This window comes from Bacillus sp. m3-13, assembly GCF_000175075.1.
Taxonomy (GTDB): Bacteria; Bacillota; Bacilli; order Bacillales; family Bacillaceae_I; genus Sutcliffiella_A; species Sutcliffiella_A horikoshii_C.
The window spans coordinates 46,296-66,507 of record NZ_ACPC01000010.1; the positions used below are offsets into that span (position 1 = coordinate 46,296).

24 protein-coding genes and 1 tRNA gene are annotated in these 20,212 nt (G+C 39.5%); 17 read left to right on the top strand and 8 right to left on the bottom strand.

Annotated elements, in window-relative coordinates:
• Positions 1–16: 16 nt before the first annotated feature.
• The 3 genes from M313_RS0104620 to M313_RS0104630 all read left to right on the top strand — a co-directional run bounded on the left by M313_RS0104620 (position 17) and on the right by M313_RS0104630 (position 2,631).
• Positions 17–1,012, top strand: a complete 996-nt coding sequence (locus M313_RS0104620; RefSeq protein ID WP_010192936.1) for an aliphatic sulfonate ABC transporter substrate-binding protein — start codon at positions 17–19, stop codon at positions 1,010–1,012.
• Positions 1,013–1,076: 64 nt separating this feature from the next.
• Positions 1,077–1,661: an SCO family protein gene (locus M313_RS0104625; RefSeq protein WP_034774322.1), complete on the top strand. Its 585-nt coding sequence runs from the start codon at positions 1,077–1,079 to the stop codon at positions 1,659–1,661.
• Positions 1,662–1,752: 91 nt separating this feature from the next.
• On the top strand, positions 1,753–2,631 hold the full coding sequence (locus M313_RS0104630; protein WP_010192938.1) for a GNAT family N-acetyltransferase: 879 nt from the start codon (positions 1,753–1,755) through the stop codon (positions 2,629–2,631).
• Positions 2,632–2,686: 55 nt separating this feature from the next.
• Here M313_RS0104630 and M313_RS0104635 read toward each other — a convergent pair whose 3' ends face one another.
• Together M313_RS0104635 and M313_RS0104640 are read right to left on the bottom strand one after the other, a co-directional pair.
• Positions 2,687–3,238, bottom strand: coding sequence for an HD domain-containing protein (locus tag M313_RS0104635; protein ID WP_010192939.1), 552 nt, complete (start codon positions 3,236–3,238; stop codon positions 2,687–2,689).
• 74 nt (positions 3,239–3,312) lie between these two features.
• Positions 3,313–3,537 carry a hypothetical protein gene (locus M313_RS0104640; RefSeq protein WP_010192940.1) on the bottom strand — a complete coding sequence of 75 codons (225 nt, stop codon included), beginning with the start codon at positions 3,535–3,537 and terminating at the stop codon, positions 3,313–3,315.
• Positions 3,538–3,667: 130 nt separating this feature from the next.
• Between M313_RS0104640 and M313_RS0104645 the strand changes: the two genes are divergently transcribed.
• The 7 genes from M313_RS0104645 to M313_RS0104670 all read left to right on the top strand — a co-directional run bounded on the left by M313_RS0104645 (position 3,668) and on the right by M313_RS0104670 (position 8,345).
• Positions 3,668–3,979, top strand: coding sequence for a hypothetical protein (locus M313_RS0104645; RefSeq protein ID WP_010192941.1), 312 nt, complete (start codon positions 3,668–3,670; stop codon positions 3,977–3,979).
• A gap of 91 nt (positions 3,980–4,070) precedes the next feature.
• Positions 4,071–4,142, top strand: a tRNA-Val gene (locus M313_RS0104650).
• A 152-nt stretch (positions 4,143–4,294) separates the two neighbouring features.
• Complete coding sequence (locus M313_RS0104655) at positions 4,295–5,812, top strand: COG1361 family protein (protein WP_029326336.1); 1,518 nt, start codon at positions 4,295–4,297, stop codon at positions 5,810–5,812.
• A 215-nt stretch (positions 5,813–6,027) separates the two neighbouring features.
• Complete coding sequence (locus M313_RS0104660) at positions 6,028–6,300, top strand: rhodanese-like domain-containing protein (RefSeq protein ID WP_157182416.1); 273 nt, start codon at positions 6,028–6,030, stop codon at positions 6,298–6,300.
• 163 nt (positions 6,301–6,463) lie between these two features.
• A complete protein-coding gene (locus M313_RS25730) occupies positions 6,464–6,640 on the top strand; it encodes a hypothetical protein (protein ID WP_157182417.1) in 177 nt (58 codons plus the stop codon).
• A 126-nt stretch (positions 6,641–6,766) separates the two neighbouring features.
• A complete protein-coding gene (locus M313_RS0104665; protein WP_010192946.1) occupies positions 6,767–7,231 on the top strand; it encodes a hypothetical protein in 465 nt (154 codons plus the stop codon).
• Positions 7,232–7,340: 109 nt separating this feature from the next.
• Positions 7,341–8,345: a DUF3231 family protein gene (locus tag M313_RS0104670; RefSeq protein ID WP_010192948.1), complete on the top strand. Its 1,005-nt coding sequence runs from the start codon at positions 7,341–7,343 to the stop codon at positions 8,343–8,345.
• 27 nt (positions 8,346–8,372) lie between these two features.
• Here M313_RS0104670 and M313_RS25005 read toward each other — a convergent pair whose 3' ends face one another.
• Together M313_RS25005 and M313_RS0104675 are read right to left on the bottom strand one after the other, a co-directional pair.
• Positions 8,373–8,702: a CHY zinc finger protein gene (locus M313_RS25005; protein ID WP_010192949.1), complete on the bottom strand. Its 330-nt coding sequence runs from the start codon at positions 8,700–8,702 to the stop codon at positions 8,373–8,375.
• A gap of 17 nt (positions 8,703–8,719) precedes the next feature.
• Complete coding sequence (locus M313_RS0104675) at positions 8,720–9,241, bottom strand: GNAT family protein (protein WP_010192951.1); 522 nt, start codon at positions 9,239–9,241, stop codon at positions 8,720–8,722.
• A 662-nt stretch (positions 9,242–9,903) separates the two neighbouring features.
• Here M313_RS0104675 and M313_RS0104680 point away from each other — a divergent pair.
• Entirely contained in the window at positions 9,904–10,890 is a 987-nt protein-coding gene (locus M313_RS0104680) for a CheR family methyltransferase (RefSeq protein WP_010192952.1), read from the top strand.
• A 47-nt stretch (positions 10,891–10,937) separates the two neighbouring features.
• Here M313_RS0104680 and M313_RS0104685 read toward each other — a convergent pair whose 3' ends face one another.
• Both M313_RS0104685 and M313_RS0104690 read right to left on the bottom strand, forming a co-directional pair.
• Positions 10,938–11,477, bottom strand: coding sequence for a hypothetical protein (locus M313_RS0104685; protein WP_010192954.1), 540 nt, complete (start codon positions 11,475–11,477; stop codon positions 10,938–10,940).
• Positions 11,477–12,157, bottom strand: a complete 681-nt coding sequence (locus M313_RS0104690; protein WP_010192955.1) for a cobalamin B12-binding domain-containing protein — start codon at positions 12,155–12,157, stop codon at positions 11,477–11,479. The genes M313_RS0104685 and M313_RS0104690 overlap by 1 nt, the downstream gene beginning before the upstream one ends.
• A 206-nt stretch (positions 12,158–12,363) precedes the next feature.
• On the opposite strand from M313_RS0104690, the gene M313_RS0104695 reads away from it, so the two are divergent.
• Entirely contained in the window at positions 12,364–13,419 is a 1,056-nt protein-coding gene (locus M313_RS0104695; RefSeq protein WP_010192956.1) for a M42 family metallopeptidase, read from the top strand.
• A 41-nt stretch (positions 13,420–13,460) separates the two neighbouring features.
• Here the strand turns inward: M313_RS0104695 and splB are convergent, their stop codons facing one another.
• Together splB and M313_RS0104705 are read right to left on the bottom strand one after the other, a co-directional pair.
• Positions 13,461–14,486: a spore photoproduct lyase gene (gene splB / locus M313_RS0104700; RefSeq protein WP_010192957.1), complete on the bottom strand. Its 1,026-nt coding sequence runs from the start codon at positions 14,484–14,486 to the stop codon at positions 13,461–13,463.
• A 15-nt stretch (positions 14,487–14,501) separates the two neighbouring features.
• Positions 14,502–14,759 (bottom strand): transcriptional regulator SplA domain-containing protein, encoded by a 258-nt coding sequence (locus M313_RS0104705; RefSeq protein WP_010192958.1) that lies wholly within the window; start codon positions 14,757–14,759, stop codon positions 14,502–14,504.
• A 195-nt stretch (positions 14,760–14,954) separates the two neighbouring features.
• Between M313_RS0104705 and M313_RS22700 the strand changes: the two genes are divergently transcribed.
• The 5 genes from M313_RS22700 (at position 14,955) to M313_RS0104730 (ending at position 20,022) form a co-directional block, all read left to right on the top strand.
• The gene (locus M313_RS22700) at positions 14,955–15,776 is read left to right on the top strand and encodes a VanW family protein (RefSeq protein WP_010192960.1); all 822 of its coding nucleotides are present in this window, start codon (positions 14,955–14,957) and stop codon (positions 15,774–15,776) included.
• Positions 15,777–15,795: 19 nt separating this feature from the next.
• Positions 15,796–16,056, top strand: coding sequence for a DUF2164 domain-containing protein (locus M313_RS0104715; protein ID WP_029326338.1), 261 nt, complete (start codon positions 15,796–15,798; stop codon positions 16,054–16,056).
• A gap of 461 nt (positions 16,057–16,517) precedes the next feature.
• On the top strand, positions 16,518–17,837 hold the full coding sequence (locus tag M313_RS0104720; RefSeq protein ID WP_029326339.1) for an FAD-dependent oxidoreductase: 1,320 nt from the start codon (positions 16,518–16,520) through the stop codon (positions 17,835–17,837).
• Positions 17,838–17,839: 2 nt separating this feature from the next.
• Complete coding sequence (locus tag M313_RS0104725; protein ID WP_010192963.1) at positions 17,840–18,832, top strand: class I SAM-dependent methyltransferase; 993 nt, start codon at positions 17,840–17,842, stop codon at positions 18,830–18,832.
• A gap of 233 nt (positions 18,833–19,065) precedes the next feature.
• Positions 19,066–20,022 (top strand): 3D domain-containing protein, encoded by a 957-nt coding sequence (locus tag M313_RS0104730; protein WP_010192964.1) that lies wholly within the window; start codon positions 19,066–19,068, stop codon positions 20,020–20,022.
• Positions 20,023–20,212: the final 190 nt, after the last annotated feature.

Below are 20,212 nucleotides of genomic sequence, written 5' to 3' on the forward strand. Positions count from 1 at the left end.
TATGGGAGGAAATGAGATGAAAAAAGGTTGGTTGGTTGTTAGTGCAATATTTCTACTATTAATGGGGGTTCTCGCTGGATGTGGATCAAGCACCAGTGGATCCAATGGGAAAGAGAAAGTCGTTATCGGGTATTTTCCTAATATCGATCACGTGCCGGCAATGGTTGCCCGTGAAAAGGCTATGTACGAGGAAGCTTTGGGTGACAAATATGAAGTGGAATACAAGACATTTCCTGATGGTGGCGCATTTATGACGGCATTGAAAACAGGGGACATTCAAGGCGGTTTGGTGGGACCAGGACCTGCAATGAACAACTATGTAAGTGGAGCGGATGTGAAAGTGGTAGCCGGGGCTTCTTCTGGTGGAACGGTCATTATTGCTAGTAAGGAAAGTGGCATTACATCTGTGGAAGGGCTTGATGGTGCTACATTTATCACGCCTGGTGTTGGTTGTACGCATGACGTTCAAATGGAAACATTTTTACAAGACTTCGGTCTTTCCTCCGCTCGTATTGGTGGAAGCATGAAGCATGTTACAGGAAATCCTGCACAATACGCTGGAATGTTTGAATCAGAAAGTGTAGATGCAGCAGCAGTTCCAGAACCATGGGCTTCCTTGTTATCCATCGAGCACGGTGCTAATATTCTTGTTGATAGTAATGAAATTTCGTTCGGTACTACTTTACCTAACACGATCTTTGTAACAAGCGGGAAGCTGATCGATGAAAATAAAGATCTAGTACAAAAATTAGTAGATGCTCATCAAGAGTCAGTCGACTTCATTTCTGAAAATCCGGAAGAGGCAAAAGAGATTGCAATCAATTCCATTAAGGAACTGACAAATCAAGAACTATCAAAAGAGGTTATTGATTCTGCTTGGGAAAGAATTCGCTTCACTCATGAAGTGGATGCAGAAGTGGTGCAGGAATTTGCAAACTCATCCTTTGAACTTAAATTCTTGAAAGAAAAACCGGATTTTACAGAATTCATTGATTCACAATTTGTTAACTAGCATTTTATAAGGGTGTCGGGCTATAATGGTCTCGACACTTTTTTATGAGTTTGGAGGAATATTTTTGAAAAGACTTTGGCCGATATTGTCATTTGTAATCTTACTTGCTCTGGCTGGTTGCGGAAGCAGTGAAGTTAATTTAGATGAAGAATTTTCAATGAAACTTGAGATTGGAGAGCTTGATGGGGTAAATCAAGATAAGCAGAGCTTCACTAGTTCTAAACATGAAGGGGAGTTTTGGTTAGCTAATTTCATCTTTACTAATTGTGATACAGTTTGTCCTCCGATGACAGCCAATATGGCAAGGGTGCAGCGAGAAATGAAAGAAGCAGGCGTGGAAGTGCCGATTGTTTCGTTTAGCATCGATCCTGAGAAGGATACTCCGGAAGCGTTAAAGGAATATGGTGATTTGTATAAAGCGGATTATCAGACATGGGATTTTGTTACAGGCTATGATCAGGAGACGATAGAGCGGTTTGCAAATGTATCATTTATGGTGCCGGCTTCTAAAGAAGAAGGTTCAGATCAATATATGCATAGCACTAGTATATTTTTGGTCGATAAAGAAGGGTTTGTACGGGAGTCATACAGTGGTTTGGATGTCCCTTTAGAGGAAATTATGGAAGACCTTGAAAAAGTAACAGATTGACCTATAATAATTACGTTTTACCTTCTGCACTCATATGATGTCATATGAGTGTTTTGTGTTTAAAAAAAGCATAGAAATATGGGGGGGAACGATGGAAATAACAAAATCAAACAGCCTTTCTAAGAAGGAATATCAGGAACTGATTGAACTCTTAAAACAATGCGAGCTTCATGATGGGTTCGAAATAAGAGCCAGTTTAAATTTATCCATGATACAGAAAGGGGACGCGACTCATCTCGGATTTATATTGGCGCGGGAGAAAAAAGAATTAGTAGGTTTTATAGGTTTGTTTTCTTTTGTAGACCCTAAAAAGGTGGAGCTGGCGGGGATGATCCATCCAAATTACCGAAACCAAGGAAGGTTTAGTAGGTTGCTTGAAAGTGCAAAAGAAATGACACGGACGTGTGGTGCAGATGAGGTGCTTTTTGTTTGTCCAGACAAGTCTGACGCTGCCATTCATCTCTCATTAAAGTTGGAAGCGACCTACGTGTATTCTGAGTTCACCATGGAGTACCATGAAAAGCATCATAAAAAGTACGATTTTAATCTGCAAAACATGTCTATGAAAAAAGCTGACCTTTCTGAAACCGCAATAATATTGAAGTTATTATCGGACGGTTTCGATGTTCCGCCGACGGATGAAAATGTGAATAGTTTAATTGAACGTAATGCTTTAAATCCAGGTTATGAGCTGTTTCTTGTGCATGTAGATCAAACTCCCGTTGCGACAATAACAGTATGTGATGAGGAGGAATCAGTATATTTAAGCGCCTTTACGGTCACGCCGGACCAGAGGGGAAAAGGGTACGGGCGTGCAATATTAGAGAATATAGTAAATGATATTAAAGTAAGGTATCCTAAAAAAGCCATAAGGTTGGATGTGGACGTGAAAAATGAAGGAGCAATAAGGCTCTATGAGAATAATGGATTCAGGGTGGTAGGTGGGTATGAATATTATTTTGCCAAGTAAGGGTTTTCAAAAACATGCAAGTGAAGAGGTGGCAGCATCGGCTACCTCTTGTGCGTTACATCGATTGTTCATGTGAAGGTGATGAAAGTTGTTGTTTTGGAAGGTAATGTTCGACGAGTTGATCAAGGTAGTTGATTTTTTCGAGCGCAGTGGATTTATCAATTTGTCTATAGTGGTGGTTTCCGCCTTTTTCCTCGTCCATTTCGTCCGCAAGCTTCACTACTTTTTGTAGAGGACTTCTTTTAACGTCGATTTCAGGCAAGTAGGAATCTGTATGCAAAAGAATAGCAACAGAGATCTTTTTCGCGTTTTGCGGTTTTTCTCCTAAGCGAATCAATAACTTGTGGGCACGCTCTGCCCCTTTAATTGCATGAATATCATTTTCTCTGTACAGCTCATAGTCCCATTTTCCTTGACGATACCATTCATAATGCCCGATATCGTGCAGAAGGGCAGCTTTCGTAGCCAAATCTACGCAAACATTATATTTAAACGCCAAGTGAAAGGCATGGTTGGCCACTTCAAGGGCATGCGCAACCCCGGAGCGCTTCAAATACTTTTGTGTAATAGGGTGTGTAAAAATATCTGTAAGTGTTACTTCTCTCATTAATATCTCCCTCCTGTAAAAATGTGTTTCTTTATAGAATATCATATATGAGTGAATGTGTGCAAGAGAAACAATTAGATTACCTCATTCTTGTATGTTTTAATTAAGGGGCGATAGGATAATATACTATCTAACAGAAACGTCCTTTTTTGATTGCGCAGGTAACAGAATGCCGTCACGCTATTTTTGTTAATATCCAACACAAGTAAGGATCTTTGCGTGATGGATCCATCTTTGGACATATAGATTATTTCAATAGGTGTTCTTGAATTCATATACCACTTGAGCGTTCGGCTCATTATCATCATCTCCTTACCATTATTATATACGAACATATGTTTTATATTCAATAAAAATACGAACATATATTCTGGTTGTTTTTTGGGGAGTTAGGAATATACTTGAAATATAAGAAAGGAAGGTGATTTTGTGAAACCATCTACTACGTTAAAATGGGTGACTGGAGGAATGGAGGCATTTTTAGCTATTCCTGTTCTTGGAGGTTTGACTGTAATGGGGTTTGGTTATTCTCCATTGGGACTTATGTTGATTTTACATATCATTACGTTGGTGTTTAGTGCGAAAGAAGGGCAGAAGTTTCATGGTAGCATTTGGGGAATCGTTGCTTCTTGTTTAGGGTGGGTCCCTTTTGTGGGTTGGGCTTTACACACTATAACAGCTATTATCCTGATGATTGATGCATTTGCTTCGGGAAGAAAAGAAAAAGGTATGCAAGTGTAACCGTCCGAGTTTGGGGCGGTTTTTAGTTTTGTAAAATTATCTTTACAAACACCTGCCGACTATCTATAATAATATTTACAGTCGCATACGAGATCTGATAGTTCAGTGGGAGAACACTACCTTGACAGGGTAGGGGTCGGGGGTTCGAATCCCTCTCAGATCATCTAAGAAGAAGCTCCAATCTCTTAAGTTTTAAGAGATTGGAGCTTTTTTATGCAAATCTACTAAAATGGACAAATCTCTTAATTCGTTAGTCTATACAAGAAAGAATGCTAGACATACTATGTAGAAACTAATGTTAAAGGAGATGTTTAAATGGCAGATATATGTCAAAATTGTAACTGTTCCCCGTATGAGAATCTTTGTGTTTGTGCAACCCAAAACGGGATAACAGTTATCCAACCAGCATGTCAAACGCTTCCGGATGGAAGTACAGCAGGAAACCCTTGCTTCAGGCCTTCACCTGAGAACCGGTCTTATTGGTCTTATAAATTTGCGACTGATAACGCGATGGCTACAAGAGGAATTAGTAGTTTTGTAATACCTGTATGTCAAAACATACCGGCAAACACCATAATAGTAAGTGAAAAAATTGATGGATGTGGCACGTTTACATCCGTTCCGTTCACCATCAGTCCTACTGATCCTAATTATGGCCCAGCGCCAACTGGTTTCAATTGGTTGAAAGTGGAATCGAATAACCGTTTCGATAAGGGTGTCACGGTTGAATACCGCTTGGAAATTGTAGGGAACTACCCTAATGGTACACAAGGAATACGAGTAAGAGCGGCAAATGTGAACTACACGTTTGCTTGTGATGGGTGTTATATTGTTCCTCAATGTCCTGCTCCAGGTCAGTTGATTGTCAATAAAAGTTGTGAAGAAGTATTTGATGGTAATACGGTAAGACTTGCGTTTCAAATTACAGTAACAAATCCTGGGGGATCTCCTCTGGAAAATGTGCAGCTAACAGATACCTTGCTCTTTTCTCCGAATATAACGCTAGGGCCAATCACAATAAGTGATCCTAGTCTAAATGTAGACCGTTCAGTCCCAGGGAGAATTTTGATCACCGGCAATTTAGGTACAATTGAGCCTGGTGGAGAAAGAGTTATTACGTATTCTCTGCCTGTTACAGGGGTATCAGCACCTGGAGAATATTTGATTGATAATAGAGCAAATGTTGTATCAGGCACCGTACAGGCGTCAGATTTCTGTACGTTAAACCTTGACGTAGTCCAATTATCAGCTGATAAATGTTGCACTATCAATGGAAATCAAGTTACGTATCGCTTAACGGTAACAAATACACCGAACTCTCCGGGAACAATTGCGCGAATAGTAGATACACTAGTCATTCCAGCAGGGTTGACAGTGAGATTTTCAACTTTTGGAGGTTGCCAAGCCAGATTCCGTACTGGAGAAGAAGTGCCTTTGAATCAAGATATCACAGGTCAAAGAATGATTGATATAGTTTGCGATAACCTGGATATTCCTCAAGGTGGATCAGCTCACCGGGATATTCAGCTTACTATTGTATCTGCTTCAACTCAAAATGCAACGATTAATAATACCTTGAACAGCGTAGAACCACTTGGAGAACAAAATCAATTATTCTTGCCGACATTAAATGTGCCTGTGAGTGTCGACACCACTTATGTAGCATCCATTACCTGCTCCGACCCTTGTCCAAATAACATCAATCCAGACAATGGGCAATTTTCCGCTGCGCCAAGAAGAGCAAATACAGCCAGTCAGTCTGATTGTGGATGCGGGGGAGGACTTACAAGCACCAACCCTACGAGAAGGTATAATTGGAAATCAGAGCTGTAATAGTATATGAAAATTATTAAGCGCATTCTTATACGGAATGTGCTTTTTTTGCGTGAAACAAGAATGTTGACATTATACCTAAGGGGGTATAATATAAAGAAACAAATGAACCGTATTGGAGGAGATGGTTGTTGGTCATTTCTGTTGCTGTGATATTCTTGATAATTTCCGTTTACTTTTATAATAGATATGTTCCGGTATTGGGTGTTCCTTGTGTGAAAAATTTAGAACTTACAAGTCCTGCAAAAATTGTTGATGTTAGAGATTATAATTATGTGGAAGAACCTTTACCTGTAGCAGTGAATATTCCTGTTGCTTACCTACAGCGTAACTATCAACAATTTAAAGGTGATAAAGTCATCGTCCTTGCATCAAGCCATCTTGAAAAAAACATCAGTGTTCGTTATTTAAAGAAAAAAGGAATTGAAGTGATTGGGTACAGAGTAATCGGGAATAACTGTAAGTGCCCAAAATTAAAAATGATATAAGACGATGATACAACCCGGAAGATTATTTCCGGTTTTTTTTACGTTGATAAGGCAGGCAGGCTTGTGAATTGCTTGTCTATTTTTTGTTATGTGAGGAATTGACACAATCATTTTCTAGTTAAATGAATATACTTTTAATAGATTAATAGAGGAGGTGAGAGTCGTGGGAGTATTGTATGTAGAATGCAAGGTGTGCTGCGAAGTAAAGTGTAAATGCTATCTTCGTCCTAGTAGACCTGCTATGGACAATGCGGTTTCACCGATGGAAGATGCGGCGCGTGACAAGAAAAAATGTTGCTGTAGTGCTGGCGCATCTCGCTATTACAAGTACAATGACTAATTGCTAGTGAGAGAATAGACGGGCGGTAAATGCGCTTGTCTATTTTTTCTTTTTTGTAGAGAAGTACAAGCATAATCTAGCGTTTTACATATTATATAGTAGTTTGAAAAATGGGAGGTGATTATTGTGGGAATAGTTTATGTAGAATGTTGTGAGAAAAAGTATTGTTGCTGTTGCGATGATAAGAGGGATAAGTGTCCGAAACCGGTTAGAAGAAATGAGCAGATAGTTTGTGATGGATTAAGGTCAATGCTTGCTATGCTAGGTGCTATAAATGTACCTTCAGCAAATTTAACTTATATTTTTACTAATGCTGCTGTCAAATATGATTCCAGCTACTGCCCATTATTAACGGGCTACAGAACGCCGACTGTGGCTGAGTTGCAATCAATTGCAACTAGTTTAACATCAACAGGGTCAATCGGGGGAACGCCTCTATGTCCAATGGTTGTATGGGCGCTGAATGGAATGGAACCAGTTCTTGTGGAGGTAGTACCGGCACTTGGAACGGTCGAAGTACTGAGAACTCCGTCTTTACGTTGTAAAGCATACCGTATCTGTGTAACAACAACTCTTCAACCAAATGGTTAAAAATCATTTATCAGAAGGATATCAGTAATATCCTTCTCTTTTACATAATTATCCTCCAATTGACCAAACTAATTTTAACTAACAATCTGAAAGGTGGGTTTCTCCAATTATGGAAAATTCCCATAACCATATACGACTTACTTCAGCAGAGATCGGGCATTTATGGAGCAGTTATTTGTTTGAAACGTCCGTTCATCATATGTTTCGATACTTCTTGGTACATGTGGATGATCCGGATGTTGCGAGGTTTTTAGAGCAATGTCTGAACACATCCAAGCGACATGTGCACAGATATATGGATATTTTTAAAAAAGAAAGATTTCCTATTCCGAGAGGCATTACTTCTGAAGATATCAATACAAAAGCTCCCCGGCTTTTTTCGGATGTTTTTTATCTTCATTACATTGATGGAATGGCGAAGTTTGCACTGAATGGTTTTGCTCTTGCAGTAGCGGAAGTTTCGCGTAAGGATGTCAGAGAAGTGTTTCACTTGCATATTGATGCTCTCCAAAAAATAACCGAGATGGGGAAGAGGTTGCTGTTGGAAAAGGGACTTTACTCTAGACCTCCGTATATTACAACGCCTGAACAAGTCGATTTTGTGGAAAATGGTCATTTTTTTGCTGGGTTTACTTTGGATAAGCGTCCGTTGACTGTATTTGAGATGAATCAGCTTTTTCAAAATGTACGTTCCAACTCGTTGGGGAAAGCTTTGCTAAAAGGATTTATGCAAGTTACGGATGATAGAAAGCTTTGCGCTTATTTTGAAAAAGGGAAAAGCTTGGCCAATAAGTATGTAACGATGTTTTCTACCATCCTTTTGAAAGAGGATTGCAATGTGCCTTCCACCTATGCAAGTGAGGTGCTGGACTCTTCTATATCTCCTTTTTCCAATCGTTTTATGCTCAATCATGTGACGCACCTGATTGCATATGGAACTGCAAATTACGGGTTATCGATGGCGTTAAGTCCTCGCAAAGACTTAGCTTTAATGTACTTAAAGGTGATAGGTGAAGTGATGACATTTGCTGGAGACGGTGCGAAACTTTTAATAAAGCATGGCTGGATGGAGCAGCCTCCTACTAAATCTGATCCAAAAAATTGTAAAGATTAAAAAAGAGCCTTCCCGTATGGAAGGTCTCTACTTTTCAAAATATAGATGATAGTGAAGCTGGCAACCGGGGTTGAAGGCTGCATTACATGTTGGGCAAATCGATTGGCTGTTTAAATACTCGTTTATTGTCAGCTCTGTTTTACAGTTTCCGCACAAAATTGCTTTCGTATCAAATTCATGTATTGGCCAGACTCTAGCTGAATGGTCTGCATGTTCTCCGTGACATTGGTAGCAAGGGTAATACTCTTTGCAACAATGAAACTTAATGGCAATGATATCTTTTTCTGAATGATAGTGAGTGCATCGTGTGAGGCGATCAACGGTGGAGCCGAGTACTTTAACAGTCAATCCATCCATCCCCTTATTTCATGAAATTAGTTAGGTTGCCAAACGATTTCGCCGGACTTTGTTTTCGTATCTATTTCTACTTGAAAATCATGTTTTTCATAAAAGTGAACAAGGCGGTCTACGTGGTCCCAATCACGCTTTGCAATATCACCAGTAATGCAATGAATATTTTGATCTTTGGCAACTTCTTTAAGATAATTCATGCAGATAGAACCGTATCCTTTGTTTTCCGGTCCCTTGATATCACCGATAAAAATGGTGTCATCCTTTTCATAAGTTGCCTGTATGGAGAAATCCCACTGGCCGCGATAGGCGGATTCGCAATCGTTAAGCATGATCTTGCAGGAATTATTGTCGTAATTTGTGTAAACAACTACCCAGTTATCGTCTTTCGTTTGATCGATTCCGATTACTTGCCACTTTTTGGCGATTTCTTTCATATTTTCTTTCATCCGGAACATTTGGAATTCCAAGTCATCTAGTTCCTGTTTGATTTCTTCTTTATCTCTTGTCTCTTCTTCGGCCATGAATAAGCTTGTGAAAGACATCCAATTCCCCCTTAAAATCTATAATAAATCTACAAAGATAGTTATTTTCCGAGCATAATTGACAATCAGCATTTAATTATACAGGTGTTTTACAAAAGTTTCAAATTATAGTATGCAAAAATAAAAGCAAGTCATCACGAGGGACGACTTGCTTTCCTTTTTTTATTCGAATAAAGGCGCTAATTATATGATGTATAGCGCAATTAGTAACTTGCTTCATCACAAGCATTATAAGTTGTCCTGCTACATGGACATAATTTATAAATGACATAAAAGTATTATATTCGTTTGCCGCGGTATAATTCCATGGTAGTTTCCCTTACTTAAACAACGTAAGCCCTACCTCTCATACGTCCTTACGGCTCCTAGGCCGTGCCAGATCGATTAAGCCTCTGTGAAAAAACTATATGGAACGCCAGTGCATCCTTGTGACACGTTGGTATTGCTTAAGAATGTCATAACGTTCTTCCTTTCTATATCAAGTTACTAATATTGTTGGGCTTGTACCCAAACTCTTATTATACATCATCTGACTATAAAGTCAAGCTTGTAAAATAAAACTCGATTTTTGTAGGAAAAATTTTTACAGAATTCTTTTGAAATTTGGTAAAATAGAAAAAAGATAAAGAGAAGCAGTTGAACAATTAATAGGGAGACTAGATATGTTAAGTCAAAACTTACAAGATTTGAAGCAACCATCAAGTAGTGCAGAAGAATTCCTTAGAAATATTGAATTGGCTGATCTCATCCAGAAACAAATTTTTGCAACGATTATTAAAAAGAAGTTGGATTTGTCTGAGAGCGAGATGAAAATTTGGATTGCAGGGTGCTCCACTGGACAAGAAGTCTACTCTTTAGCAATATTGTTAAAAGAGACGATTGAATCGATGGATGAAAATTTGGAGATGGAGTTTAAGATTTACGCCACCGACCTGGACTATGATTCTGTAAAGATTGCAGGCGCAGGTGTCTACCCTAATACGGCTTTTGAAAATGTTCCATCTGACATTCTGAACAAGTATTTTGAAAAGATGCAGGATTATTATGTGGTGAAAAAATCAATAAGGGAGCATATCATCTTTGCCCCTCACAACATTGCAAAAGACCCTGGCTTTCATCATCTGGACTTTATCAGTTGCAGAAATGTATTGCATTATTTTCAGCCAACACAAAAACAGCGGATTATTTCGTCGTTCCACCATTCTCTAAATGAAGATGGGTATTTGTTTCTAGGGCAATCAGGGTCAATAGGCGATAGTAAAGAGCTTTTTCGTGTGATCAATAAAAAATGGAAGATATATATAAAGCAAGAAGCGGAGGACCGTAAACGAAGTGAAGATGCGGGTCTCCATGCCATACAGGAAAAAAGTCAAGAAGGGAAAGAGTTACAGTTGTTAAATGAAGAGCTGCTCCAAGCAAAAGAGCGTATTGCTAATTTACAAGTGAAACTCGAGGACATGCATATCGATTATGAAGATAAGTACGAGACACTTAAAATCGATTCGTATCATCCAATCCTTTTCGTTAAGGGATTGCTCCAAATTATTAAAAAGCAGGAGTTTTATAAAGAAGAATATGCAGCTGCTATGCTTAAAGAGATGACTAAGCTTGAATTGGCAATTGAGAACTTTCAAGCGGATCAACAATAGGCAAATAAAACCCCCGTCAATCATTTGACGGGGGTTAAACTATTTTATCAAGAACGAAGAAGATCTTTAATATCTTCTAACTCAGACTGAATTAATTTAATATATTCCAACTTCCCAACCTCAGTTAAATCATCTTGAATAATTCCAAGTAAATCATTGATTGTGGAGATCTTTCTTTCTGCTTGCTTTTTCTGGAATTCAATGGAATTATCAGGTTCTGCGTTTGTCTCAACAATTTCATTCCAATCATTATTTTCAAGCTGCTTACGCCATTGTTGAAATTCCAACTGTACATGCTGAAAAGCAGACGTTTCATTCATACAAACCAAATGGATAATCTTTTCTTTTTGCTGATAATGGAAGTATACAGTGAACAAGGTTGTGGGTGAGTCTGTTGTTTTTAAGTTAAGTTCCATAACTCCTGGTGAAGGATTGGTCTTTATTTGTTTAAACTTTGTCTTACTATCCCAATCTACCAAGTCTAGAAATGATGTTACTGGATAGAAGATGTGGGTGACTGACTGGGAAACATTAATAATTTCAAAGTCCTCAGTCATCTTAATATATGGGACGGGAATCCGGTACATTAAAGAAGCACTCCTTTATTGATGATTCCGGCTTCTTTTCTATAATCTTCCAACCATTGAAAAAGGAAGGATGTATCCTTAGCAATGAGAGTTTCCGCAGTACAGCATGACCGAAAGGCAGATTCCGCATGCAAGCGGCTTCCAACTATAAAAGTGGTGCCAGGGCTTATATTTTGCAGTCTTTCCATTGTTTCTTTAAGTTTTGGAAGGTGATGTCTAATGGACACAGATATACATACCACCTCTGGCTGCCATTTTTTCAGGCTATATTCTGCATAGTCCAATGGTAAGTTCGAACCTAGGTCATACACATCCCAACCATATTCTTCAAATAGGGAGGAGGCCATTTTCAATCCCAAATCATGTTCTTCTCCTTCTACACAAAAAAACATGGCACGTGGGGAAGGGGAATTCTCTTTTATATATCTATCATTCAATTTTTCCAAATGATATTTTGTCAAAATCAACTCACAGGTACCTGTCGCCAAATGCTCATGCGCAACAGATATTTTATTTTCCTCCCACATTTCACCAATGCGGTACATGGCGTCACGAAGGATAAAGTCATATATAAACGCACTATTGTAGCCTTGATCTATAGTATCTTTTACACAAGACCAACCGGAGGCCACATTTTTTTCGAGAAGGAATTGTGATAGTTTCTTGGAGATTTCATTCATTTGACCCCTCCTATTCCAAACATAGTAATTACCAACAGTATACTATATTTTCCGTAAAATCAAATGCTTCTTCCTTGAAATGTCTTTTTCTACCTGTAAGTGGCCCAATTATAGGATTAAAATTACCTTGACACCAGGCTATACAAGACAAGGATTTTCTCTTATGCTTAATAGAGGTAAATATTAGTAGCAAAGGAAGTGTCACAATGACTTATCAAACAAATGTACAAGAAACATTCTCGTTAATCAAAGAACTAGTTTCTATTCCAAGCCCTTCCGGCAATACGGAAAAAGTAATTGGTTTTGTTGAACAGTACTTAAGTGAATGCGGGGTAGAAACAGTACGCAATCGAAAGGGCGGCTTGATTGCTTCCATTAAAGGAACCAATGAGAAAGAGCATCGCATGTTAACAGCCCATGTAGACACATTAGGAGCTATGGTAAAAGAAGTGAAACCCAATGGAAGATTAAGGCTGACTACAATAGGCGGTTTTCGCTGGAATTCTGTTGAAGGGGAATATTGCCAAATAGAAACTTCTTCTGGTAAAGCGTATTCCGGAACCATTCTTATGCATCAGACATCGGTGCATGTTTATAAAAATGCAGGAGATGCTCCAAGAAACGATGAGAATATCGAAGTTCGGATTGATGAAAAAGTCACCAATGCAGACGAAATAAGAGCGCTTGGAATAGAAGTAGGAGATTTTGTATCATTCGATCCGAGGGTTAAAATCACAGAAAGCGGCTACATAAAATCCAGACATCTGGATGACAAAGCAAGCGTGGCTATTTTACTGAAACTTATCAAATTCATTCAGTCTGAAAAGATTACACTTCCATACACGACACACTTTTTAATATCTAATAATGAAGAAATCGGCTATGGAGGGAACTCCAACATCACCCCAGAAACTGTGGAATACCTTGCCGTGGACATGGGAGCACTTGGAGACGGGCAATCATCAGATGAATACACAGTATCTATCTGTGTAAAAGATTCCAGCGGACCTTACCATTATGGACTAAGAAAACATCTTGTTGAACTTGCAAAGAAAAACGAAGTGGATTACAAAGTGGATATTTATCCATACTACGGATCAGACGCGTCTGCTGCTATCCGTTCCGGTCATGATATCATCCACGGACTGATTGGGCCAGGGATAGAATCATCGCATGCTTTCGAGCGGACACACGCAAGCTCGATAGAAAATACAGAGAAGTTGATTTACCATTACTTGTTGTCGGGTATGGTGGAGTACTAAAATGAAGAATGGCCCACGATACTTTTATCGTGGGCCGTTTATTACGTAAAATACTCAATCCTTGCCTGAGGAAAATAAGAGTGAATATACTCAGACAAGGTTTCTTTAATCTCTGTTGCTTCATCCTTCGTATATACATACTTTCCAATCCCATAACGTCCCCATTTATATTGACGCTTTGCTTCATCTAACTCAAGCTTTGTCATCGGATAGTTTTGTTGAATGACCCGTTTGGCGGGTTTGGTAAAGCGGTGCTGAATAAGTTCAAATGTTAAATCTTCCGTTGCATGTGCAGGGAGCTTATCATATAGCTTTTGAAGTAGCGTTTTGTAGCCTTCTTCCCATCCGTCATGCAAGTAAATGGGAGCTACGATAAATCCCAATGGGTAATTAGCTCCTGCCACTTTTGCAGCTGCCTCAATTCTCAAATCCAAGGAAGATGTTCCCGGCTCGAAGTTCTTTATTACATAATCGGCATTCACACTGAAACGAAACCTTGTTTTCCCGCGATGATCTGCATCAAGTAAATGATCAACATGGTGGAATTTTGTCACGAATCGAAGCATACCATGTTCAGATTTACCAAAGTATTCAATCGCTTTTTTCAGAGAATGAGTCAAATGATCAATACCTACGATGTCTGATGTACATGACGCTTCAAACCTGGTGATTTCAGGGGCTCTCTCTTGCATGTATTTATCAGCAGCATCAAAGATTTCATCCAAGTTCACATAAGTTCGGATATAAGGTTTGCTTCCCATAGTTGTTTGCAAATAGCAGTAATGACAATGGCCCATACAGCCTGTTGCAAAAGGTATAGCATATTCAGCGGAAGGTTTTGAAGAGTCAAACTTCAATGTTTTTCTTACTCCGACAACTAATGTGGATTTAGCTGTCCTGTATTTTTGAAAATCATTATCTCCAGGTAGGTTTCTTATTTGGTTGTGGGAAGTGGTCTCTCGAATTTCAAGACCCATCGATTCAAATTTGTTTTTTAACTCCACGCCTAGCGGATAATCAAGCGCTTTAGGTTCAATATATACAAGTTGTGGAACAAACGGTTTCATGTATTGCCCCCCTTTTTATTCGAATGTTGGACCAAAATAATCATTGTATAATGCTTCTGCTTCTTCTAATGAAGTAAAAAAGACAAATTCGTCTGACAGTGGATAATACGTATCATAGAGAAAGATAGATAGCTGCCCATCCTCGTAGGGGTTTGCCGTAATATTTGCCTGCTGGATTGATGCTACATTCTGTGTGTGCGGATTACGATAAAAAAGGTATACTACATCTCCTTCTTGCAAAGAAGACGACTGAGCTTGTTGGTACGGGTCCATGTTAGTCACCTGCTTTTTATTTGTTTCGTCTATTTGTTGGGTTTATAGTTCATATAAATCTAACTTTAGTGTTATATGTATCGGGAAAAATATCCTTGAGAAATAATGTAAAACAATTTGTTTGAATATTGAAACTTTATCTAGGCTTTATTCGTCTATCTATTAGAGATAATGGAGGTGGTGTTGCAATGAACCATGTGGATTTACGACCGAAAAAAAGAATCGAAACTTCGCATTTGGCTGGGAACTCAATTTTACATAGCAAAGAGATGGATAGAGTGGAAAACAGGAAATAAAAGCTATGCAGTAGAAACGACAGAGGAAGAATTGCCCTATCGAGTTTTTTTACATAAAACGCCTACTCTTAGAAAGTTAAAGAACGTGGACATGTGGTACCAGCATAATAAGGTTATCAATTTAAAGGTTGCTGTCCAGAAACTGAATGGGGTTGTCATTCGACCTGGTGAAACTTTTTCCTATTGGAAGCTGATTGGAAAACCGACGAAAAGCAAAGGATATGTAGATGGAATGGTCCTTTTTTATGGTACGTTTAAGCCAGGATTAGGAGGAGGGTTGTGTCAATTGTCAAACCTTATATATTGGATGACATTACACACACCGCTGACTGTGACAGAACGATACCGCCACAGTTTTGATGTCTTTCCCGATTCTAGGAGAACGCAACCTTTTGGTAGTGGTGCAACCTGCTCCTATAATTATCTGGACTTACAGGTGAGAAATGATACGGATCAAGCTTTTCAATTAAAGGTGAGAGTGGAAGGAGACCTCTTAGTTGGTGAATGGAGGTCGGCGAATCTTCCAATTGTAAAATACAAGGTATATGAAAAAGACCATAACATCACTTCCGCTTATTGGGGAGGATATTTGCGCCATAACATCATACACCGCAAAGTCATGAATCTTCAGGGAAAAGAGATCGATGACCAATATGTAACAGAAAATCATGCTATTATGATGTATGAGCCTCTTTTGGAAACAACAGAACAAAGCGGCTAATTACATACATAAGGGTGTGGTGAAATTGATCTCTATTCCAAAAGAAATGAAAGATCAAATGATAGGTAGGATCCAGGCATATTTTGAAGAAGAACGAGACGAAGAAATTGGTGAACTTGGAGCAGACCTGCTATTGGACATATTTATGAAAGAACTTGGACCGTACTACTATAATCAGGGTATTGCCGATGCAAAGGCTTTGGTGGAAGAACGATGGGGATCCGTTGAAGAGGACATCGAAGCTTTGAAACGCTCTACTGGGGGCGGAAGGTACAGGTAGAGGTAGGACGAGTTTTTACAAAATAAGATGGTTTACAGAAACAACTTCTTTGGCTGATGGGCCGGAGAGGTTGTTTTTATTTTTGGATTTCTAAGAATGTAGGCGAATATCAGTTATGGAAATTTTACAATTAAAGGGAATCGCCCGTTTTTTTCTATTTTCGCCCGTAAATCTGAAAAATCGCCCGTAAACTCAAATTATCGCCCGAAAGTGGTCCGAAATCGCCCGTAAATCTCAAAAGTCGCCCGTAATTTCTAAAAATCGCCCGATACCGTTTTTGCTACATTTTCATTTCTAGCAGTCACCAAGCTGCCCCTCAACCGGTTCAGCGTGACTTCGACATTGGTTTCAAAAATCCTTCAGGGGTCTGACCCTCTGAAGGACTTTTTTTTCTCCATCCTTCAGAGAGTTCTCAAGTTTTGCTTTGGTGTTTTAGTGGAATGAAATGAGTATAGGTGGTGATGGTGTTGAAGGCGAATGTGTTGGTGATTGGGGGCGGTGTTGGCGGTTTGACGGTTGCGCTGAAGCTTGCGAAGTGTGGTGTTGGTGTGACGGTTGTAGAACAGGTGAAAGGAAGCCCACACATGTACAAGGGAGAATTGGTGCAGCCGAAGACGCTACAAATTTTCGAGAAAAATGGCATTCTTTCGAAGGTGCTGCAACATGGACACAAAATTAACCACATTGAGTTAATAGAGAAAAAGAAGCTCGATAAAAAAGACAAACAGCCGATGCAATCGATGAGTTATAACATACTTCCAGACCCTTATAACTATGCATTGATGATCCCCCATGAAACCTTAAAAACAATTCTACTTGAAGAAGCACAGAAATATCCTTCCTTTAAATATATACAGCCTGGCCGGTTTATGGGCTTTGAAAGCAACAAGGCTAAGGTGAGAATGGACAAGGAAGAGGTATTACTAGAAGCAGATTATTATGTTAGTGCAGAAGGGCGGAAATCCAAGGTTCGTGAAATGATGGAGGTGCCAAAAAAGGAAAAGAATTATGACCATCATTTTTTGACTGTAACCTTTCCAAGGCCTGAAAGCATGACAGAAGGAAAAATCATCTCTACAGATGATACATTTTTAGGACTTTTCCCTTTGCCGGATAATCTTGTGCGCAGCGTCTATTTAATTCCAAAGGGGTCCTATAAACAAATGATAGAAGAAGGGCTAGAATCCTTTTACCAAAAATACTTAGAACTATGCCCGGAACTGGATGGTTTTGTGCAAAGAATAGACTCTTGGAAAAAAATTCAGCTTATGATTCCGGTGCATTATCATGTTTCAAACTATGTGAAAGGCAACATTGCTTTGCTAGGAGATGCTGCACATAGCGTGCATCCGATGGCAGGTGAGGGAATGAATTTGGCGATTCAGGACGCAGACGTGCTTGGAGAGCTACTCTGTTGGATGTACGACAAAGATAAACATTCTCCGGATTATCTATCCTATTATGAAGCTGTAAGAAAACCAAGGGTCCGTCATGTATTGAAATTGAGTCATCTATCCGCTTTGGCTTATTCCCGTCCGCTCAAATCTTTCGTGACGTGGAGAAGCAAAGTGATGGATCAGCTGACCAACGATCCCGTTCTTCATATTAAACATATGCTGAATATATCTGGTTTGGGTATATGGAAGGAATCCATAGTGGACAGGGTCATTCAGTCTGGAGTAGTCCCTAAGAGGAAAGACCAAGATGAGCGCAAGATTGACCGCCGTCATCTTTTTACGGAAGAAGAAGATTACCCATGGAAAAATAAGGAGGAAGCATAGGTATGATAAGTGAATATGTGAGACTTTTTAAAGCGAGAGGGTATATGAAGCGAAACTTGCCCTTCCTATATAGTTGGCATGCCTATGTTGGGTATGAATTAGATTTATATGAAGCATTCAAAAAGCCGAAGACCATCATGGAAGTGGCGAAAGAACATGATCTAAAGGAAGACCTATTGAAAAGGTGGGTCGAAGTAGGCGGCGTCATCGGATATCTGAAAAAGAAATCGAAGGAACGTTATCAAACGGTGAAAAAATTCATGGTTCCTTCTAGTAAACATAACCCTAGGTCTACAGGGGTGCTTTTGAAAGAGATGATGGAACTCCATATTCCAACCCTTATTAAGTATCCAAAAATGATGAAGACAGAAGAGAAAGAGCAATTTAATCAAAAAGAACATGGAATGGTCGTCGCGCAAACTTCATCACTTTTAGAACAACTGGCTATTCCAAGGGTGATGAAGGTCATGAAAAAAGCGAAACCGAAAACCGTGATAGATGTCGGGTGTGGCAGCGGGGGGTATTTGTTAAAGCTTTCACAGAAGTTTCCAAAAGCCCAGATGCTTGGAATTGAGCTGAATGAAGATGTAGCAGAGGAAGCAAGTAAGAACTGTCAAAAGCAAAAACAGGTTGAAATTATTTGCGAGGATGTTCATAAATGGTCTCCAGAAGATAAGGTGGATTTTGTCATGTTAAATAATATCCTTCATTATATATCTCCTAATGACCGTACGGAGTTGTTCAAGAAAATCAGCGAATGGTTGCCTCCTAAAGGAACATTATCGGTGGTGTCACCAATCCACAACTCGAAACATGGAGGTCAGTTTTCAAGTGTGTTCAACAGTTTCTTTACCGCGTTTGATAATTTGTACCCGCTCCCGTCCGAAGATGATCTCAAAGATCTGGCAAATACAGCAGGGCTGAAAGTGGAAAAAATGCAGCCGGTAATTAGAGAAGGCGGCTGGTATCAAATTACTTTTACGAAATTGAAGTGAACCTTGTTGAAGGGCTCAACATTGGAGGAAATCCAAGTTGAGCCCTGTTTTTGTGGTGCAATAATCCTCTATTAGAATAGTTTTCCTTATCCTTCTAATATAAGGAAAAGTCGTAATAATCCTTTAATATACCCGTTATGTACGTAACCTAAATGTTATTCTACTGTTCTTTGAAACTACTAAAACCATGTTATCATTAAAACACTGAGTCAAATACATAGGAGGTATTTAGTATGAAAAAGAGCATGGTTTCTTTAGTAACGGCAGCGGCCCTTGCAGGTACGTTTAGTTTAGGTGCAAATGCCTCTGCTGCAGAAGTTACGGTAAAGAAAGGCGACACGCTTTGGGACATTGCTAAAGCGAACAATATAACAGTAGAAGAAATTAAAGAGTGGAACAGTCTATCAAGCGACGTAATCCACCCGCAAGATCAATTGAAAGTGGCATTGTCTGAGCGATACAAAATTGAAAAAGGTGACACGTTGTGGGGAATCTCTCAAAACTATGAAGGTGTCTCTTATCAAACATTAGCAGAATGGAATTCCATTTCAAACCCTGATTTAATTTATGCAGGGGACGAGCTGGTAATCTATGTTGATGGAAATCCAGTTCCTGTAGAAGCTCCTGTTAAGAAAGAAGCACCGGCTGAAGAGCCTGTAACAGAGGAACCAGCAGAGGAAGCACCGGCTGAAGAACCTGTAACAGAGGAACCAGCAGAGGAAGCACCGGCTGAGGAACCTGTAACAGAAGAACCAGCGGAAGAAGCACCGGCTGAGGAACCTGTAACAGAGGAACCAGCAGAGGAAGCACCGGCTGAAGAACCTGTAACAGAAGAACCTGCAGAAGAAGCGCCAGCTGAAGAACCTGCGGAAGAAGAAACAGCGGCTGATCCAGAAGTAGCGCAAGAATTAACGATGACAGCTACTGCTTATACTGCAAGTTGTGAAGGATGTTCTGGTATCACTGCAACAGGAATCAACCTGTTGGAAAACCCAGATATGAAAGTTATTTCTGTTGACCCGGATGTTATTCCTTTAGGATCTAAAGTTTGGGTTGAAGGTTATGGTGAGGCAATTGCTGGAGATACTGGTGGAGCAATCAAAGGAAACAAAATAGATATCTTCATTCCAGAAAAGCAAGATGCTATTAACTATGGTGTACAAGAAGTTCAAGTAAAAGTTTATAAGTAATAGATTGATAGGGGCTGCTCGATGTTATCGGGTGGCCTCTTTTTCTATGGTTTACTTAGAACGGTTGATTTCCGTTCGAGGCGCTTCGCTTGCCTGCGGGCGGTCCGTGAGCCTCCTCACTCCGTTGTTGGCCACTGAAAAAGTCTTTGATGTTAGATTTTTTTAAGACACCGCTGTTAATTTCCGCAAA

Bases quoted from the DNA above. Each gene is read 5' to 3' on its own strand.
- M313_RS0104705 (WP_010192958.1), bottom strand. From the start codon at position 14,759: ATGGACCCGTACCAACAAGCTCAGTCGTCTTCTTTGCAAGAAGGAGAT.
- M313_RS22700 (WP_010192960.1), top strand. From the start codon at position 14,955: ATGTGGATTTACGACCGAAAAAAAGAATCGAAACTTCGCATTTGGCTG.
- M313_RS0104620 (WP_010192936.1), top strand. From the start codon at position 17: ATGAAAAAAGGTTGGTTGGTTGTTAGTGCAATATTTCTACTATTAATG.
- M313_RS0104685 (WP_010192954.1), bottom strand. From the start codon at position 11,477: ATGTACCGGATTCCCGTCCCATATATTAAGATGACTGAGGACTTTGAA.
- M313_RS0104640 (WP_010192940.1), bottom strand. From the start codon at position 3,537: ATGAGCCGAACGCTCAAGTGGTATATGAATTCAAGAACACCTATTGAA.
- M313_RS25005 (WP_010192949.1), bottom strand. From the start codon at position 8,702: ATGGATGGATTGACTGTTAAAGTACTCGGCTCCACCGTTGATCGCCTC.
- M313_RS0104680 (WP_010192952.1), top strand. From the start codon at position 9,904: ATGTTAAGTCAAAACTTACAAGATTTGAAGCAACCATCAAGTAGTGCA.
- M313_RS0104690 (WP_010192955.1), bottom strand. From the start codon at position 12,157: ATGAATGAAATCTCCAAGAAACTATCACAATTCCTTCTCGAAAAAAAT.
- M313_RS0104675 (WP_010192951.1), bottom strand. From the start codon at position 9,241: ATGTCTTTCACAAGCTTATTCATGGCCGAAGAAGAGACAAGAGATAAA.
- splB (WP_010192957.1), bottom strand. From the start codon at position 14,486: ATGAAACCGTTTGTTCCACAACTTGTATATATTGAACCTAAAGCGCTT.
- M313_RS0104720 (WP_029326339.1), top strand. From the start codon at position 16,518: ATGGTGTTGAAGGCGAATGTGTTGGTGATTGGGGGCGGTGTTGGCGGT.
- M313_RS0104655 (WP_029326336.1), top strand. From the start codon at position 4,295: ATGGCAGATATATGTCAAAATTGTAACTGTTCCCCGTATGAGAATCTT.
- M313_RS0104635 (WP_010192939.1), bottom strand. From the start codon at position 3,238: ATGAGAGAAGTAACACTTACAGATATTTTTACACACCCTATTACACAA.
- M313_RS0104630 (WP_010192938.1), top strand. From the start codon at position 1,753: ATGGAAATAACAAAATCAAACAGCCTTTCTAAGAAGGAATATCAGGAA.
- M313_RS0104725 (WP_010192963.1), top strand. From the start codon at position 17,840: ATGATAAGTGAATATGTGAGACTTTTTAAAGCGAGAGGGTATATGAAG.
- M313_RS0104670 (WP_010192948.1), top strand. From the start codon at position 7,341: ATGGAAAATTCCCATAACCATATACGACTTACTTCAGCAGAGATCGGG.
- M313_RS0104695 (WP_010192956.1), top strand. From the start codon at position 12,364: ATGACTTATCAAACAAATGTACAAGAAACATTCTCGTTAATCAAAGAA.
- M313_RS0104730 (WP_010192964.1), top strand. From the start codon at position 19,066: ATGAAAAAGAGCATGGTTTCTTTAGTAACGGCAGCGGCCCTTGCAGGT.